The sequence below is a fragment of the Cypionkella sp. genome, assembly GCF_030652235.1.
Taxonomy (GTDB): Bacteria; Pseudomonadota; Alphaproteobacteria; order Rhodobacterales; family Rhodobacteraceae; genus Cypionkella.
In genome coordinates this window covers 35,548-50,509 of sequence record NZ_JAUSBA010000046.1, presented here as the reverse complement: position 1 = coordinate 50,509, position 14,962 = coordinate 35,548, and the positions used below count along the sequence as shown (strand labels likewise).

Annotated in this window: 11 protein-coding genes and 1 pseudogene; 5 read left to right on the top strand and 7 right to left on the bottom strand. The window is 62.7% G+C overall.

Annotated features, from left to right (window positions below; translation table 11 throughout):
- The first annotated feature begins 10 nt into the window (after positions 1-10).
- From Q7V03_RS16640 to Q7V03_RS16630, 3 genes are read left to right on the top strand one after another with little or no spacing between them, the layout of a single operon-like run.
- Positions 11-1,099, top strand: a complete 1,089-nt coding sequence (locus Q7V03_RS16640; RefSeq protein WP_304926714.1) for an ABC transporter ATP-binding protein — start codon at positions 11-13, stop codon at positions 1,097-1,099.
- A complete protein-coding gene (locus Q7V03_RS16635; RefSeq protein WP_304926713.1) occupies positions 1,099-3,051 on the top strand; it encodes a beta-galactosidase in 1,953 nt (650 codons plus the stop codon). The genes Q7V03_RS16640 and Q7V03_RS16635 overlap by 1 nt, the downstream gene beginning before the upstream one ends.
- Before the next feature lie 3 nt (positions 3,052-3,054).
- Positions 3,055-5,133: an alpha-galactosidase gene (locus tag Q7V03_RS16630; RefSeq protein ID WP_304926712.1), complete on the top strand. Its 2,079-nt coding sequence runs from the start codon at positions 3,055-3,057 to the stop codon at positions 5,131-5,133.
- A gap of 174 nt (positions 5,134-5,307) precedes the next feature.
- Here the strand turns inward: Q7V03_RS16630 and Q7V03_RS16625 are convergent.
- Positions 5,308-5,898: pseudogene (locus Q7V03_RS16625) on the bottom strand (IS5/IS1182 family transposase); the annotation flags it as partial.
- A 260-nt stretch (positions 5,899-6,158) separates the two neighbouring features.
- Between Q7V03_RS16625 and Q7V03_RS16620 the strand changes: the two are divergent.
- Positions 6,159-6,950, top strand: coding sequence for a dimethylarginine dimethylaminohydrolase family protein (locus Q7V03_RS16620; RefSeq protein WP_304926711.1), 792 nt, complete (start codon positions 6,159-6,161; stop codon positions 6,948-6,950).
- Between the two features lie 90 nt (positions 6,951-7,040).
- Here the strand turns inward: Q7V03_RS16620 and Q7V03_RS16615 are convergent, their stop codons facing one another.
- Entirely contained in the window at positions 7,041-7,457 is a 417-nt protein-coding gene (locus Q7V03_RS16615) for a hypothetical protein (protein ID WP_304926710.1), read from the bottom strand.
- Positions 7,458-7,547: 90 nt separating this feature from the next.
- Between Q7V03_RS16615 and Q7V03_RS16610 the strand changes: the two genes are divergently transcribed.
- Entirely contained in the window at positions 7,548-8,549 is a 1,002-nt protein-coding gene (locus tag Q7V03_RS16610; RefSeq protein ID WP_304926709.1) for a hypothetical protein, read from the top strand.
- 12 nt (positions 8,550-8,561) lie between these two features.
- Here Q7V03_RS16610 and cydX read toward each other — a convergent pair whose 3' ends face one another.
- The 5 genes from cydX to cydD form a co-directional block, all read right to left on the bottom strand.
- A complete protein-coding gene (gene cydX, locus Q7V03_RS16605) occupies positions 8,562-8,684 on the bottom strand; it encodes a cytochrome bd-I oxidase subunit CydX (RefSeq protein ID WP_054005837.1) in 123 nt (40 codons plus the stop codon).
- A 12-nt stretch (positions 8,685-8,696) separates the two neighbouring features.
- Positions 8,697-9,860, bottom strand: a complete 1,164-nt coding sequence (cydB, locus tag Q7V03_RS16600; RefSeq protein WP_304926708.1) for a cytochrome d ubiquinol oxidase subunit II — start codon at positions 9,858-9,860, stop codon at positions 8,697-8,699.
- A gap of 4 nt (positions 9,861-9,864) precedes the next feature.
- Positions 9,865-11,475: a cytochrome ubiquinol oxidase subunit I gene (locus tag Q7V03_RS16595; RefSeq protein WP_304926707.1), complete on the bottom strand. Its 1,611-nt coding sequence runs from the start codon at positions 11,473-11,475 to the stop codon at positions 9,865-9,867.
- A 92-nt stretch (positions 11,476-11,567) separates the two neighbouring features.
- Positions 11,568-13,205: an amino acid ABC transporter ATP-binding/permease protein gene (locus tag Q7V03_RS16590; protein WP_304926706.1), complete on the bottom strand. Its 1,638-nt coding sequence runs from the start codon at positions 13,203-13,205 to the stop codon at positions 11,568-11,570.
- Positions 13,202-14,854, bottom strand: a complete 1,653-nt coding sequence (gene cydD / locus Q7V03_RS16585; RefSeq protein WP_304926705.1) for a thiol reductant ABC exporter subunit CydD — start codon at positions 14,852-14,854, stop codon at positions 13,202-13,204. The genes Q7V03_RS16590 and cydD overlap by 4 nt, the downstream gene beginning before the upstream one ends.
- Positions 14,855-14,962: the final 108 nt, after the last annotated feature.

The window sequence follows — 14,962 nt, the reverse complement described above, 5'->3', positions numbered from 1 at the left end:
GGAGCCTGTCATGGCCGAAGTAAGCCTAAGCAACGTCAAAAAAGACTTTGGTGCGATCAGCATCATCAAGGGCATCGACCTTGAGATCAAAGACGGCGAGTTTTGCGTGTTTGTCGGCCCCTCGGGCTGCGGCAAATCCACCTTGCTGCGGATGATCGCGGGGCTGGAAGATATCTCGCAAGGTGCCCTGCGCATCGGCGGGCGCGATATGACCCGCGTTGGCCCGTCAGATCGTGGTGTGGCCATGGTGTTCCAAAGCTATGCGCTTTACCCGCATATGACCGTGGGCGAGAACATCGGCTTTGGCCTGCGGATGACCGGCCATGACAAGGCCGAGATTGCCAAGCGCACGGCGGCGGCGGCCAAGATGCTGCAACTTGAGCCCTTGCTGGCGCGCAAACCCGGCCAGCTTTCGGGCGGGCAGCGGCAACGGGTGGCGATTGGCCGCGCGATTGTGCGCAACCCCGAAGTGTTCCTGTTCGACGAGCCGCTCTCGAACCTTGATGCGTCGTTGCGGGTGCAGATGCGCGGCGAAATCTCGCGGCTGCATCAGGATCTGGGTGCTACGATGATCTACGTGACGCATGATCAGGTCGAAGCGATGACGATGGCCGACAAGATCGTGGTGCTGTCGGCGGGGCGCATTGAACAGGTCGGCAGCCCGCTAGAGCTGTATCACCGCCCGAAAAATCTGTTCGTTGCAGGCTTTATCGGCAGCCCGAAGATGAACTTCATCGCGGTTGACGCCCGCCCCCATGACGGCGGCATCGAAGTGACGTTGCCCGGCGGGGCCGTGTTGCAACTGGCAGGTTCGTTGGCGGCGGCAGCCAAGATGACGCTGGGTCTGCGCCCCGAACACGCCAGTGCCACCGGTGCGGGCGATGCGGTGTTGCCCGCAAAGGTGCATCTGGCCGAACATCTGGGGTCGGAAACCTTGTTCTTCGTGGGCCTTGCCGATGGCACCGAAATCGCGGTGAAGGCCGATGGTCTGGCCCCCGAACGTCCCGGCGATAGCATGCAGATCGGCTTTCCGGCGCGCGCCTGCCATTTGTTCAATGCCGACGGCCAGGCCGTGCTGAATGGGGATCTGACGCGCTGATGCTGGGAGTTTGTTATTACCCCGAACAGTGGGACGAAAGCCGCTGGGCCACCGATGCACGCCGGATGCGGGAATTGGGCATCTCTTACGTGCGCATCGGCGAATTTGCTTGGTCGCGGATCGAGCCTGCGCGCGATCAGTTCAACTTTGGCTGGCTGGACCGCGTCATGGATGTGCTGCACGCGGCGGGGCTAAAGATCGTGCTGGGCACCCCCACCGCCACGCCGCCGAAATGGCTGGTCGATGCATGCCCCGACATTTTGCCTTACGACGAACAGGGCCGGGTGCGCGGCTTTGGCTCGCGCAGGCATTACACGATGTCGTCGCAGACATGGTGGCGCGAAAGCGCACGCATCGTCACCGCCATTGCGCAACGCTTTGGCAATCATCCCGGTCTGGTCGGCTGGCAGACCGACAACGAATACGGCTGCCATGACACCACCCTGTCGTGGGGCCCGGAAGATTTGCGCGCCTTCCAAGACTGGCTGCGCCGCCGCTATCAATCCTGCGATCAGCTGAACGAGGCTTGGGGTGCGGTGTTCTGGTCGATGGAGGTCGCTGACTTCTCGCAAGTCACCCTGCCCAACCTGACCGTAACCGAAGCCAACCCGGCGCATCGGATGGATTTCTGGCGGTTTCAGTCTGAACAGGTCGCAACCTATGATCTGATGCAATGCGACATCATCCGCGCACAGTCGCCAGATCGCTGGATCACCCATAACTTCATGGGTTTCGTGTCGGATTTCGACCATTTCGCGGTGGCCGATCACCTTGATCTGGCATCCTGGGACAGCTACCCGATTGGCTTTGTTGAAAAATTCCCGTTCTCGGAGGCCGAGCGTAACCGCTGGGCGGAAACCTCGCATCCCGATATCGCGCCATGGCACCATGATCTGTATCGCGGCGTCGGGCGGGGTCGGTTCTGGGTGATGGAACAACAACCCGGCCCGGTGAACTGGGCCGCTTGGAACCCGGTGCCAAAGCCCGGTATGGTGCGGCTCTGGACATGGGAAGCCATGGCGCACGGGGCCGAGGTGGTCAGCTATTTCCGCTGGCGTCAGGCCCCGTTCGCGCAAGAGCAGTATCACGCCGGCCTAAACCTGCCGGGGGTGGACAAATTATCGCCCGGGGGCCTTGAGGCAGGCCAAGTTGCTCAAGAAATCGCCCAACTTGGCCCGCTGCCCGCCGTGCAGCAGGCCCCGGTGGCCATCGTGTTCGATTACGCCAGCTATTGGGCGACGATGGTGCAGCCGCAGGGCCACGACTTCCGCTATGAAGAACTGGCCTTCCGCTGGTATGAGGCCTTGCGCCGTCGCGGGCTGGATGTCGATGTGGTGCGCCCCGGCGCAGCCTTGGACGGCTACGCGGCGGTGATCGTGCCCACGATGATCCATGTGACTGATGCCGCACAGGCGGCGTTGGAAGCGGCACAAGGCGTGGTGCTTATCGGCCCGCGCGCAGGCTCGCGGACCCGCAACTTTGCCGTGCCGTCCGACTTGCCACCCGGCCCCCTGCACGCCCTGACACAGAACCGGGTGATCGAGGTCGCCTCTCTGCGCCCCGGCCTGACCCAGACGGTCGATGGCGCGGTGCAAGGCAACGCCATCCGCTGGCGCGACCATGCGACCAGCACCGCACAGGTGCTGGCCCGCTTTGAAGATGGTGGTCCTGCGCTGACCCAGCACGGCAGCACCTTGCACCTGCTGTGCTGGCCGGATCAGGAATTGCTCGGGTCTGTGATGGATCTGGTCTGCCAAAACGCAGGCTTGCAAACCATGGCGCTGCCCGAACATATCCGCCTGCGTCGTCGCGGTGATCTGTGGTTTTTCACCAATTACGGCCCTCAGGCATGGACCCTGCCCGATGGCTTTGATTGCCTGCTGGGCGATCCTCAGATGCCACCGCACAGCGTCACCGTCGCAAAAGCTCTATCCCAACCGAAAGAGGTCTAAGCAATGCCGCAGTGGCGTCTGGATACCGCGCAGCAAACCCTTGTGATGGCAAGCACAGGTGCTGTGCCTCAGGTGGTCTATTGGGGCACCCCGCTGCCCGTCTCCGAAGATCTGGCCGCCCTTGCGCTGTCGCAGGTGTCCGATCTGACCGGCGGGATGCTCGACCGCTTGCCCGATCTGTCGCTTTGCCCGCTGCCGGGATCCGACTGGCAGGGCCAGCCCGGCATGACAATCAGCGAAGTGGATGGCCGCCAGATCACCCCGCGCTTTCAGCTTGAACGTGCCGAGATTGCCCCAGACAGCCTGATGCTGCACAGCGCCGCGGATGGCCTGCGCCTAACCCACAGCTTTCGCGCCCATGCCACGGGCGTCATCGCGATGACCACCACCCTGCACGCGGATCGCCCGGTGCGTTTGCATTGGCTGGCAGCACCCGTGCTGCCCATCGCCGCCTTGGGCACCGAGATGATTGACGTCGCAGGAAAATGGCTGGGCGAATTTCAGCTACAGCGTCAACCTTGGTCTGTTGGCGCCCGCCTGCGCGAGTCCCGCACCGGCCGCTCGGGTCAGGAACATCCGCCCTACGCGCTGTTTCCCGAACCCGGCTGCACCAACACCGCAGGCACAGTGCGCGCACTGCACTACGCATGGTCGGGCGGGCACCGCATGGTGGCCGAAGAATTGCCAGACGGGCGGCGTCAAGTGCAGTTTGGCCACGCATGGGGGTCGGAACTTGAAGCGGCTACCAGCTTCCAATCGGCTGAACTGCTGGCGGTGGTGTCAGACAGCGGTCTGAACGGCATCGGCCGGGTGTTCCAGCGCGATATGCGCGACCGCGTGGTGACATGGCCCGACCCCGCCCGCCCGCGCCCGGTGCATTACAACTGCTGGGAGGCGGTGTATTTCGACCACGACCTTGCCACCCTCTCCGACATCGCCAGCCGTGCCGCCAGCTTGGGGGCAGAGCGTTTCGTGCTCGACGACGGTTGGTTCGGGCGGCGCGACAATGACACCTCAAGTCTTGGCGACTGGACGGTGGACCTGCGCAAATGGCCACAGGGCCTGCACCCGCTGATCCGCCACATCCACGATCTAAACATGACCTTTGGTCTCTGGGTCGAACCCGAGATGATCAACGCCAACAGCGACCTTTACCGCGCCCACCCCGATTGGGTGCTGGGGCGCGCCGATCAAACCACAGGGCGCAATCAACTGGTGCTGAACCTTGGTTTGCAACCGGTGCAGGATCACCTGTTTGGCGTGCTGGCTGCGCTGCTGCGCGAATACCCGATCGACTATCTGAAATGGGATCACAACCGCCTGTTGCCGGTGGTGGATGCAGCGCAAAACCGTGGCATCTATGCCCTGATGGCCCGCCTGCGCGCCGCACATCCGCTGGTCGAACTTGAAAGCTGCGCCTCGGGCGGCGGGCGGATCGACGCGGGGATACTGGCACACACCCATCGCGTCTGGCTGTCTGATTGCCTCGATCCAATCGAGCGGCTGCGCATCCAGCACGACGCCGCGCTGTTTTTGCCGTCTTGCCTTGTCGGAAGCCACGTCGGCGCGCGCAGATCCCACACCACAGGCCGCGTGCAGGCGATGTCGCTGCGCGCCTGGGTGGCCGCCACCCGTCACTTTGGCTTCGAGATGGACCTGCGCGCGCTGGATGCAGACGAGGCGCAAATATTGGGCCGCGTCACCGCCTGGTGGAAATCCAACCGCGATTGGCTGATGCAGGCCGCGACCTTGCGGCTCGACAGCGCAGACCCCGCCGTGACCGCCGAAATGCAACTCGCCGAGGACGGGGCGCGGTTTGTGTTAACCGCTGCACAGATCGAGATAAGCCGGCAGATTCTGCCAAAAGCCCTGCGCCTGACAGGGCTTGACCCGACAGCACACTACGAAATCCGCCTGCTCAACCCGGAAGACGCGCCACCGCAATCGCGCGCAAGATGCGCTTTGGCAACGGGCTCGCTGCGCCTAAGTGGCGCCGCACTGATGGCGCAGGGCATCCTGCTGCCGGTTGCATGGCCCGCAACGATTTGGATGATAGAGGGCTCTGTTGCACAAATCGTCTGATGACCGAAGATACCCTTTCCCCGGACAGAGTCATCTTACCGCTTCAGTGACGGGTCTGCCCAGCGCGGTGAAGCCGTTCACAGGACGGCGCCACGGACTTTAAACTCAACCACCTGACACGGCGAGGTGGGGTAATTAACCCTCAAGGCATGACGCGCGCTTTCTCCTCTGGGGTCAGGCAACGCGAACGACCCTGGCCGTTCCGAGGGCCAAGAATCGGTTCATCAGTGTGATGCGGATCTGGATTTCGGCCGCTTGGCAGTCGGCGTCTCGGGCGGCGCTGCGCTCGCCGAAGGCTTAAAGCCCCGCATCCGTTGCCCGGCAATGGGTTTCTTACAAACCATAAAAGGGTTCGCCTCGATCAGGCTTCGGACATTTTATCGGGTCCAGCGCTTCCAGAACGTCCTGCCATAGCGCCGGGTGGCGCGCAGGGTTTCGGGGGGGCGTATGCCGCCGGACAGCCCGGTTTCCGCACAGCCCTGCTTCCACGGTCGGCCGTTCTTGCGGATCGGTATGATCGCGGTTGCCTGGCGCTCGATGATGGCGGTGTGGCAGCTTCGGCCTCAGGGCTCTGGTCGCGCCGCCCTGGCAAAAGAAGACTGTCGCCATCGCGGCTGGGGGTAAACTGCACGGCCCGGATGTCAGACGTGGCGGTGGCCATCGCCAGATGTCCCTTGCGCGCCTGCCACGCGCCATCGCCAAGGACCGTGGTCGCGCGCTGTCCACGCGCAGGTTCAAGGGGCTATCCGCGCACCGGTGGGCGATATATCAAGCCGCCCACATGCCACCGCCGGCGCTGTGGCATTGCTGACTGCGGTGCAGGGATGACTGCAAGCTGACAGACAAAACAGGACGTATCAGCGCCAAACATGGGGGCGAGATCGCCAAGCCTGTTTCCAAATTACACTGACAGAGGAAAGCCTTAAGCTGTGGCTGGTCGGTTTTCGCTGCGGGCTGCCGCGCTTGGATTTGCGGGGATGCGAAGTTTGCCCTAGTGTCGCGCAAATTCGGATCAGGAGTCTTTCATGCAGTCTTACACGTTCAGCCACGCCATCACCCGCAGACCCTCGGCCAGCATCATCGCGGGCTTGCGCGCGGTGGATACCGGCACGCCAGATCTGGCGCTGATGCAGGCGCATCATGCGGATTATGTCGCGGCGCTGATCTCAACCGGGGCGGAAGTCGTCGAATTGGCCGCGCTTGAGGCTTTCCCGGATTCGGTGTTTGTCGAAGATACCGCGTTGTGCCTGCCGAAAGGCGCAGTGGTGATGCGGCCTGGTGCGCCGTCGCGTCTGGGCGAAGCGGCGGAAATGGCCCCGCATTTGCAGGCGCTTTATGGCCAAGTGCTGCGGATTGAGGCGGCAGACAGCTTCATCGAAGGCGGCGATATTCTGACCACAGAAACCGAGATTCTGGTCGGGCGTTCGGCGCGCACCAATGCAGCAGGCGTGGCGGAACTGACGCGGTTGGTTGCCGACTGGGGCTATAGCGTGCGCGAAGTGTTCACGCCGCCGGGGGTTCTGCACTTCAAAACCGACTGCTCGCTGCTGGACGCCGAGACGATCCTGTCGACCAAGCGGCTGGCGGAGTCGGGGTGTTTTGCCGGCTATAAGGTGATCCATGTGGCGGAAGGTGAAGAGGCTTGCGCCAATACGATCCGCTTCAACGATCTGGTGATCATGCCTGCGGGCTTTGCAAAGACCCGCGCGACGTTGGAGCAGGCGGGCTATAATGTGCGCGAGATCGGCAACAGCGAATGTGCCAAGCTGGACGGCGGCATGTCTTGCCTGTCGCTGCGGTTCACGCCTGCGCGCTAAGGATTTGCTCTTTTGAAAAATACTCCCGCCGGAGGCTGCCTGCATCAGCGGCAGGAAGCCTCCGGCGGGAGTATTTTTGCCAAGATGAAATCAGGGCGTCATCACATCGGCACGCTTGAAATCGGCGCTGGCCGCGGTGCCGTCATCAAATGTTACGCTGATGGAAATACTCTGGATCGAGCTTAGAGGTGCAGTGAGGTATATCTCTGCGCCCTCCATCTTCAACGCATTGGGTTGCGGCGCGGTGTCATAGCAAGGCTCCATCGCCCACACCTTGTCTGGGGCAGCCCCATTCAAGCCGTAGCGGATTTCGCTAAGCCCACAACGCCATGCCAGAAGCTGGGTGAAATACAGCAAATCCTTGCCGTCAAATTCGCGCACCGCAATCCAGTTGGCGCGGGTGGCGTCCAGGATCGGTTTGATCTCCGCCGCAGTCGTGAAGTTTTCGGCAAAAGCCGTCGTGGGGATTGTCGCGCAGACGGCAACAATCAGGGAATTCTTCAACATCTGAACCTCCTTTTGCTTTTGCTGCCCTGCAATCGCGCCTAATGTCGCGCCAACAGCAGCAGCACGGGGGCCAATCCCCGCGAGAGAAACATGACCGATCCCAAGCCTGCGCGACAAGCGTTCAATATCGTGGCGGTGGTGCAGGCGGGGCGGCTTCAGTATGAAGCGTTGTTGCTGGCGGCCTCGCTACGGGCGACCAATCCGAACTTTGCCGGCAAGTTGTATCTGGCAGAACCGCAGCAGGGCGGGGCTTGGCCTAAGTCGGTCGCGGTGACGGATGCCACGGTGCGGGCGATGTTGCTGGAATTGGGCGCCGAGTTTTTGCCGTTCGAGGCGGTGCATTTCGGCCAAAGCTATCCGCATGGCAATAAGATTGAGGCTTTGGCGGCACTGCCGGATCAGCCCTTCTTGTTTCTGGACACCGACACGCTGATCACCGGCGATTTCGACACGGTGGAGTTTGATTTCACAACGCCCGCAGCCTCGATGCGGCGCGAAGGAAGCTGGCCTGCGCAAGAGTTGTACGGGCCGGATTTGGCGGCAACTTGGCGCGCGCTGTATGATCGGTTTGGTTTGGCGTTTGACGGTACGATTGATCCGACCCAACCCGAAAATTACTGGCAAAGGTTCATGTATTTCAATGCGGGGTGGTTTTTCCATGCCAGCCCGAAGGCGTTTGGGGCGCGGTTTTTAGACTACGCTTTGGCGATCCGCGATGACCGGCCCGAGGCTTTGATCTGTCAGGAGATTTACCCTTGGCTGGATCAGATCGCGTTGCCTTTGGTCATTCACAGCTTTGGCGGCGGGCGTCCGGGCGCGGCTCTGGCGGGCTTGGATGGGGCAGTGACTTGTCATTACCGCACGTTACCGCTGCTTTATGCGCGCGAAAATGACCGCGTGGTTGAGGTTTTAGAACATGTAGCGGGCCGGAAAGACCTGCGGCGGATCTTGCGCGATCACGAGCCCGCACGGCTGATGATTTATCAGAACCGGGGCCGCAAGGTGCGGGCGCTGTTTGACCGTGACGACCTGCCCCGTCGCGAGCAAGCGATCCGGTTTGTGCTAAAGCGCGAAGGGTTGTGGCTGCGTTAATCTTGCCGCAGCTTATGCGTCATCTTCAAGTGTGCCGATTTTGCGGCTGTCTTCCTGCATTTCCAGCCACATCGCGTTGACCACCGCGAACATCGCAGCCAGCGGCAGGCCAAGCATCCATGCGAAATACCACATATTCTTATCCTTTCAGTAAAGACCGTGAGAGTTTTCCGAGACATCCGCCTCTGTGACTTTGCCCCAGAGCACTTTGTAAACCCACGCGGTGTAGATCAGGATCAACGGCAGGAAGATCACCGTAACCACCAACATGATGAACAGGGTCAGGTGTGAGGATGAGGCATTCCAGACTGTCAGCGAGGATCTTGGATCGGTGGATGAGGGCAGAATGAACGGGAACATCGTCAGCCCCACCGAGGCGATCATGCCAAAAATTGCCATTTTGGAGGCGAGCAGCGTGGTGATTTCGCGCCCAGCCCGCAGGCCAAGATAGGCCATCAATCCGCCGACAACGCCCATGATCGGGGCAATCGCGATCCATGGCCGCAGGGCATATGCCTGCATCCAACTGCCGCCTTTCGTCACCTCAAAATGCAGCGGGTTCGACGGGCCGCCTGTGACATACGCGCCCGCGATCTGGTATCCGTCAAAGCCGTAGGCCAGCCAGAGGCCCAAGCCAATATAGCCGCCAATCGCCACCAGTGCAGCCCACGAGCCGATACGGCGGGCGCGGGTTTGCACCGGACCTTCCGCTTTCAGGGTCAGCCAAGCCGCGCCGTGCATCACCAGCATCGCCAGTGACACGACACCGGCGCACAACGCGAAGGGATTAAGAAGGCTGAGGAATTTCACATACCACACGCCTTCATAGATCGCGTGCAGATCATCGGTGAAGTGAAACGGCACACCCTGCAGCACATTGCCAACCGCCACGCCAAAGATCGTAGCCGGCACAGCGCCGCCCGCGAACAATGCCCAATCCCATGTTGCCCGCCAGCGCGGATCGTCGCGTTTGGAACGGTATTTGAACGCCACAGGCCGCACGATCAGCGCCGCCAGCACAATCCACATCGCAAGGTAGAATCCCGAGAACGACACAGCATAAAGCGGCGGCCATGCCGCAAAAATCGCGCCACCACCAAGGATGAACCAGACCTGATTGCCCTCCCACACCGGGCCTACGGTGTTGATCGCCACCCGGCGCTCGGTGTCGGTTTTGGCGACGAAGGGCAGCAAAGCCCCGACCCCCATGTCGAAACCATCAGTCAGCGCAAAGCCGATCAGCAGCACACCAACCAAGACCCACCATGTCAGGCGTAGGGTTTCGTAGCTGAGAAGTTCATGCAGGATCATGGCGTTACTCCGCTGGCATTGCGATGGCATCGGCGTTTTTGCGCCCCATCAGCCGGATTTCATGGCGCTTCATCCAAGCCTCGGTTTCGGCAACCTCAAGGAACGGGCCTTTGCGGATGTATTTCAGCATCAGACCCATCTCGACGACGAACAGGATCGAATAGAAGATCACAAAGCCCGCCAGCGTGATCGCCACTTCTGTCATCGACAGCGCCGAGACCGACAGCGCTGTCGGCAGCACCCCGTCCACCGTCCAAGGCTGGCGGCCAAATTCGGCAACAAACCAGCCCATTTCAGCGGCAATCCAGGGGGTTGGAATCATCCAGACCGCCAGATGCAGCGCTGGGCGCGGGAATTGCATCCGCTTGAACGAGGCGCGGTAGAAGAAGTAGATCATGGTGCCGATGAAGGCGAACCCCAGGCCCGCCATGATGCGGAACGCCCAGAACAGCGGCCAAACCGTTGGCACCGTGTCATTCGCGGCCATTTTGATCTGCGCTTCGGTCGCCAGATGCGGCGTGTCGGTATATTTGCGCAGCAGCAGTGCAAAGCCCAGATCGGCGGAGTGCCGCTCGAAGGTATCTTTCACGACCTGCGGCGTGGCCTCACGCTCGGCGCGCAGGGTCAGCAGCGCCTCATAGGCGATCATGCCGGAACGGATGCGGGTGTCGGCTTGCGCGACAAGTTCCGTGATGCCGGGGATTTCGGTGGTCAGCGACCGGGTGCCGATCAGGCCCATCACATAGGGGATATGAATGGCGTAATGCGTCTCTCGGGCTTCCTGATCAGGAAAACCGAAAGCGGTGATCGCGGCGGGGGCAGGTTCGGTGTGCCACATGCCTTCGATGGCTGCGAGTTTCATCTTTTGGCTGTGGGTGGCATTGTAGCCAGATTCATCGCCCAAAAGCACCACTGAGAACGCCGAGGCCAACCCAAACGCCGCAGCCACAGCGATAGAGCGGCGCGCAAGTTCAACATGGCGGTCGCGCAAAAGATACCAAGCCGACACGCCCAGCACGAACACCGAGGCGGTGACATAGCCCGCCGAGACGGTATGGACGAATTTCGCTTGAGCGACTTCGTTGAACAACACGGCCCAGAAATCGGTCATCTCCATCCGCATCGTCATCGGGTTGAATGCGGCACCGACCGGATCTTGCATCCAGCCGTTGGCGATCAAAATCCACAGCGCGGAAAAGTTCGAGCCAATAGCGACCAGCCAAGTGACCCCAAGATGCGCAGTCTTGCTAAGTTTATCCCAGCCGAAGAAGAACAGTCCGACAAACGTGGCTTCCAAAAAGAACGCCATCAAGCCTTCGATGGCAAGGGGTGCGCCAAAGATGTCGCCAACGTATTGGCTGAAATAGCTCCAGTTCATGCCAAATTGGAATTCCATGGTGATGCCGGTCGCCACACCAATCGCAAAGTTGATGCCGAACAATGCGCCCCAGAATTTGGTCATCTGCCGCCAGATCGGGCGGTTGGTCATCACATAGACTGTTTCCATAATAGCAACGATGATCGACAGGCCGATGGTCAGCGGCACGAACAGGAAGTGAAACATCGCGGTTGTGGCGAATTGTAGCCGCGAAAGCTCGACAATACCGAATTCCATAGATGTGCTCCTGCTGATCGGGGTGCCGATGTCGCTTGCTGTATCAAGCCTGCACCCAGCGGGCAGAGCTAAGCTATATCACAGATTACAATTTAGGGGATCATCCGCACAATGTCAGCCCAATCCAGCTCGACAGGGCGATGTGACGCAGTCAGAATCGCAGCTTGGGGCAGATAGCGGCGGATGCCGTGCAGAACGTCGCGGGCGATGGCGGTATCAAGGCCCTCGGTCGGCTCGTCCAAAAGCAGGATCGCAGGCGCGCGCAGCAGCGCGCGCGCGATGCTCAGGCGGCGGGCTTCTCCGCCCGAAAGGCCCGCGCCGCGCGGGCCAAGTTGGGCGTCAAGGCCGCCCTTGGTGCGGATCACTTGATCCAAAGCCACGGCCTGCAGCACGGCCCACAACGAAGCGTCGTCAGCCTCGGGTGCGGCGAGGGTCAGCGCTTGACGGATGCTGCCCGCCATCAGGGCGGCGCGTTGCGGGATCAGGGTCAGTTGCGCGCGCAGGGCGACCTCACTCCAGTCGGGCAGAGGGTGGTCGCCCAACCAGATCGTGCCGCTGCTGGGGTGAAGCAGGCCTGCGGCCAGCAGCAAAGCGGTGGATTTTCCCGCACCACTGGGGCCGGCAAGGGCGAGGGTTTCGCCGGGGTGCAGGGTGAAGCTAAGCGGGTGCAGGCTGGGGCGGGCAGCGCCGGGGCGGCGGTGGCTGACGGCGTCAAAGCGCAGCGCGGTCGCTGCATGACTTCGCCCGCTTTGAAGGGCAGGTGCAGACAGCCCCTGTACCACACGCCGAGCGGCAAGGGTCATCCGGCCCAGTTCCGCCACCGCGCGGCGCAGCGGGGATACGGTTTCCAACAGAGCGAGGGCGGCGAAGAAACCCATCGCGGCCAGCGCAGGGCTAAGCTGGCCGCGTTGCGCAAGCGCCATGCCCAGCGCCAAGGCCACCGTCGCCAGCCCGGTGCCAAGGCAAGACAGCGCAAGGCCTGCGCGCCGCTCGACACGGTCTTGCGCAAGGCGGGCGCTTTGCCTGCGGCTGTCTGCGGCCAGAACCGCGCTTTTCTGCACCGCAAGTTGGCCGTAAACCGCAAGATCGCCGCGCGCTTGCACCAGATCAATAAAGCGGCTGCGGAAGGCTTGGGCCGCCAGTTCGGCGCGGCGCGAGGGCGCAAAGCCCACCCTGCCTGCCGAGATCAGCACCACAGCACCGCCACCGACAAAGCCCAGCGCCAGGGTTGCGGCAATCGTCAGCCCTGCCAGCGCCCAAAGCACCGCGAACGTAAGCAGATGTGTGGTGATCCCGGCGATCAGCGGCAGGACCAGCCGCAACGGCAAGCCGTCCAACGCGTCAATATCAGCGATGAGGCGGTTCAGCATCTGCGGGCCACGCAGGCGGCTCAGCCGGTCATAAGGCGCGCGCGTACAGCTTTGCAGCAGGCGCACCCTAAGCGCTGCGAACGCGCGCAAGGTCGCGTCATGCGTCAAAACCCGCTCGCCATAGCGCGCAACGGTGCGACCCAAGGCAAGGAAACGCACCGAAGCCGAAGGGCGGAACACGTCAAACGACACGCCGACCCCGGCCATCCCTGCCGCAGCGGCAGCGGTGATGAACCAACCCGACAGTCCCAGCAACGCCACCCCGGCCAGCAGCACCACCACACCCAGCACCGCCCCGCGCAACAACGGCGTGCGCTGGTCGCGCCAGATCAGCTGAAACACCTGCCACAGCGCGCTCATACCAGCGCCTCCAGCCGGATGACCCGGTGCATCCGCGCGGCCAGCGCCTCGTCATGGGTGGCGATGATCAGGCTGCACCCCGTCGCGGCCAGCGCCAAAAGCCCCTCGGTGATGGCCTCGGCGGTCAGCGCATCCAGATCAGCAGTCGGCTCATCAGCCAGCAGCACATCGGGGCGGGCGTGCAGGGCGCGTGCCAGCGTCAGGCGGCGCGCCTCTCCGCCCGACAGCCCGCCACCGCCCTCGCCCAGCCGCGTGTGCAGACCCTGCGGCAAGCCTGCGACCACTTCTTGCATCGACACCGCCCCCAGCACGGCGGCGAGATCGCCAGACCGCCCGAAGCCAAGGTTGTGCCGCAGGCTGGCGTTCAAAAAATGCGGCTGTTGTGGCATCCAGCCCAACCGCGCCCGCCAGCCGTCGGCGGTCTGACCATTCAAGGGCTGGCCTGCCACACGGATCTGTCCGGTCTCGGGGTGCAGCATCCCGGCCAGCAGCCGCAACAGCGTGGTCTTGCCCGCACCGCTTGGCCCGAGCAGCGCGAGCGTCTCGCCCGCGGCAAGGCTGAAATCCGGCAGGGTCAGCAAATGCGGCCCAAGGCGCACCTTCAGCCCGGTGGCGACAATATCCGCAGGCCCGGCCAAACGCGCCGCCACAGCGCCCTGCCCCAGCAACGGCGTATCACCACGCAGGTGCCATTCGTCCCATTCCACAGCCACCGCCAGTGCTGCCGCGCGGTCATGCCATGCGGCGGACAGGTCGCGCAGGGGCTGGTAGAACTCAGGCGCCAACAGCAACAAGAATATGCCAGCAGCCGGGGTCAACGGCGTGGCATAACTCCCAAACCCCAGCAGGCCCAACAGCGAAAACCCGACATAAACCGCCACCATCGCAACCCCGATGGCCGCGAACAACTCCAACACCGCCGAGGACAAAAAGGCCACCCGCAGCACGGCCATGGTCTGGGCGCGCAGACGGTCGGCGGCCTCGGCAAAGCTGTTGACCACGGCCGCGCCCGCGCCCAGCAGCCGGATATCCAGCAGCGCTTGCAGGCGTTCAACCAGCAAATCGTTCAGGCTGGCGATCTCGGCCATCTGGCGCTGGCTGGCGGCTTGTGCGGCCCAACCGATCAGCGCCATGAACACCGGAATCAACGGGCCGGTCATCAAAAAGATCACCCCCACCGCCCAAGAGTGCCAGAACGCCAGCGCCAAGATCAGCGCGGGGACCACCATCACCCGCGCCTTCGCCGGGGCGTAGCGGCTGACATAGGGCATCAGCGCGTCCAGCTTTTCGGCGGCAAGGGCGGCGATGGGCCCGGCGGCGGGGCCGTTACTGCGGGTGGCCTCATGCACCACAATCGCCGCCCGGCACTGACTGGTGACGCGCAGACCTGCGGTGAAGGCGATGCCCTCGGCCCAATGGTTCAAAACCGCACGCAGCACCCCCAGCAAGGCAAATCCAGCGACATGCGACCACAGCGGGGCGGCATCTGTCAGCAATTCAGCCAGCGCGCCTGCCACCAAAGCCGCTTGCAACGGCCAGATCAGCGCCGCCAGCCCCGACAAAACCGCCGCCCGACGCAGCGCGCGCCGCTCGGGTGCGACCAATTCGGCCAACACTTTGGCGCTTCCCAGATCATCCTGCTGCGTCATGCCTGCCCTGACTGATATCGAGTAAGACCTAATCTGTGCCGCATCTTACGGCAACGCAATCCGGGTCCTGGACGGCTGCCTGCGGCAATCGGTCTGGGTGTGGCGCGG

Coding starts and splice junctions, on each gene's coding strand:
- Q7V03_RS16640 (WP_304926714.1), top strand. CDS start 11: ATGGCCGAAGTAAGCCTAAGCAACGTCAAAAAAGACTTTGGTGCGATC.
- Q7V03_RS16635 (WP_304926713.1), top strand. CDS start 1,099: ATGCTGGGAGTTTGTTATTACCCCGAACAGTGGGACGAAAGCCGCTGG.
- Q7V03_RS16630 (WP_304926712.1), top strand. CDS start 3,055: ATGCCGCAGTGGCGTCTGGATACCGCGCAGCAAACCCTTGTGATGGCA.
- Q7V03_RS16620 (WP_304926711.1), top strand. CDS start 6,159: ATGCAGTCTTACACGTTCAGCCACGCCATCACCCGCAGACCCTCGGCC.
- Q7V03_RS16615 (WP_304926710.1), bottom strand. CDS start 7,457: ATGTTGAAGAATTCCCTGATTGTTGCCGTCTGCGCGACAATCCCCACG.
- Q7V03_RS16610 (WP_304926709.1), top strand. CDS start 7,548: ATGACCGATCCCAAGCCTGCGCGACAAGCGTTCAATATCGTGGCGGTG.
- cydX (WP_054005837.1), bottom strand. CDS start 8,684: ATGTGGTATTTCGCATGGATGCTTGGCCTGCCGCTGGCTGCGATGTTC.
- cydB (WP_304926708.1), bottom strand. CDS start 9,860: ATGATCCTGCATGAACTTCTCAGCTACGAAACCCTACGCCTGACATGG.
- Q7V03_RS16595 (WP_304926707.1), bottom strand. CDS start 11,475: ATGGAATTCGGTATTGTCGAGCTTTCGCGGCTACAATTCGCCACAACC.
- Q7V03_RS16590 (WP_304926706.1), bottom strand. CDS start 13,205: ATGAGCGCGCTGTGGCAGGTGTTTCAGCTGATCTGGCGCGACCAGCGC.
- cydD (WP_304926705.1), bottom strand. CDS start 14,854: ATGACGCAGCAGGATGATCTGGGAAGCGCCAAAGTGTTGGCCGAATTG.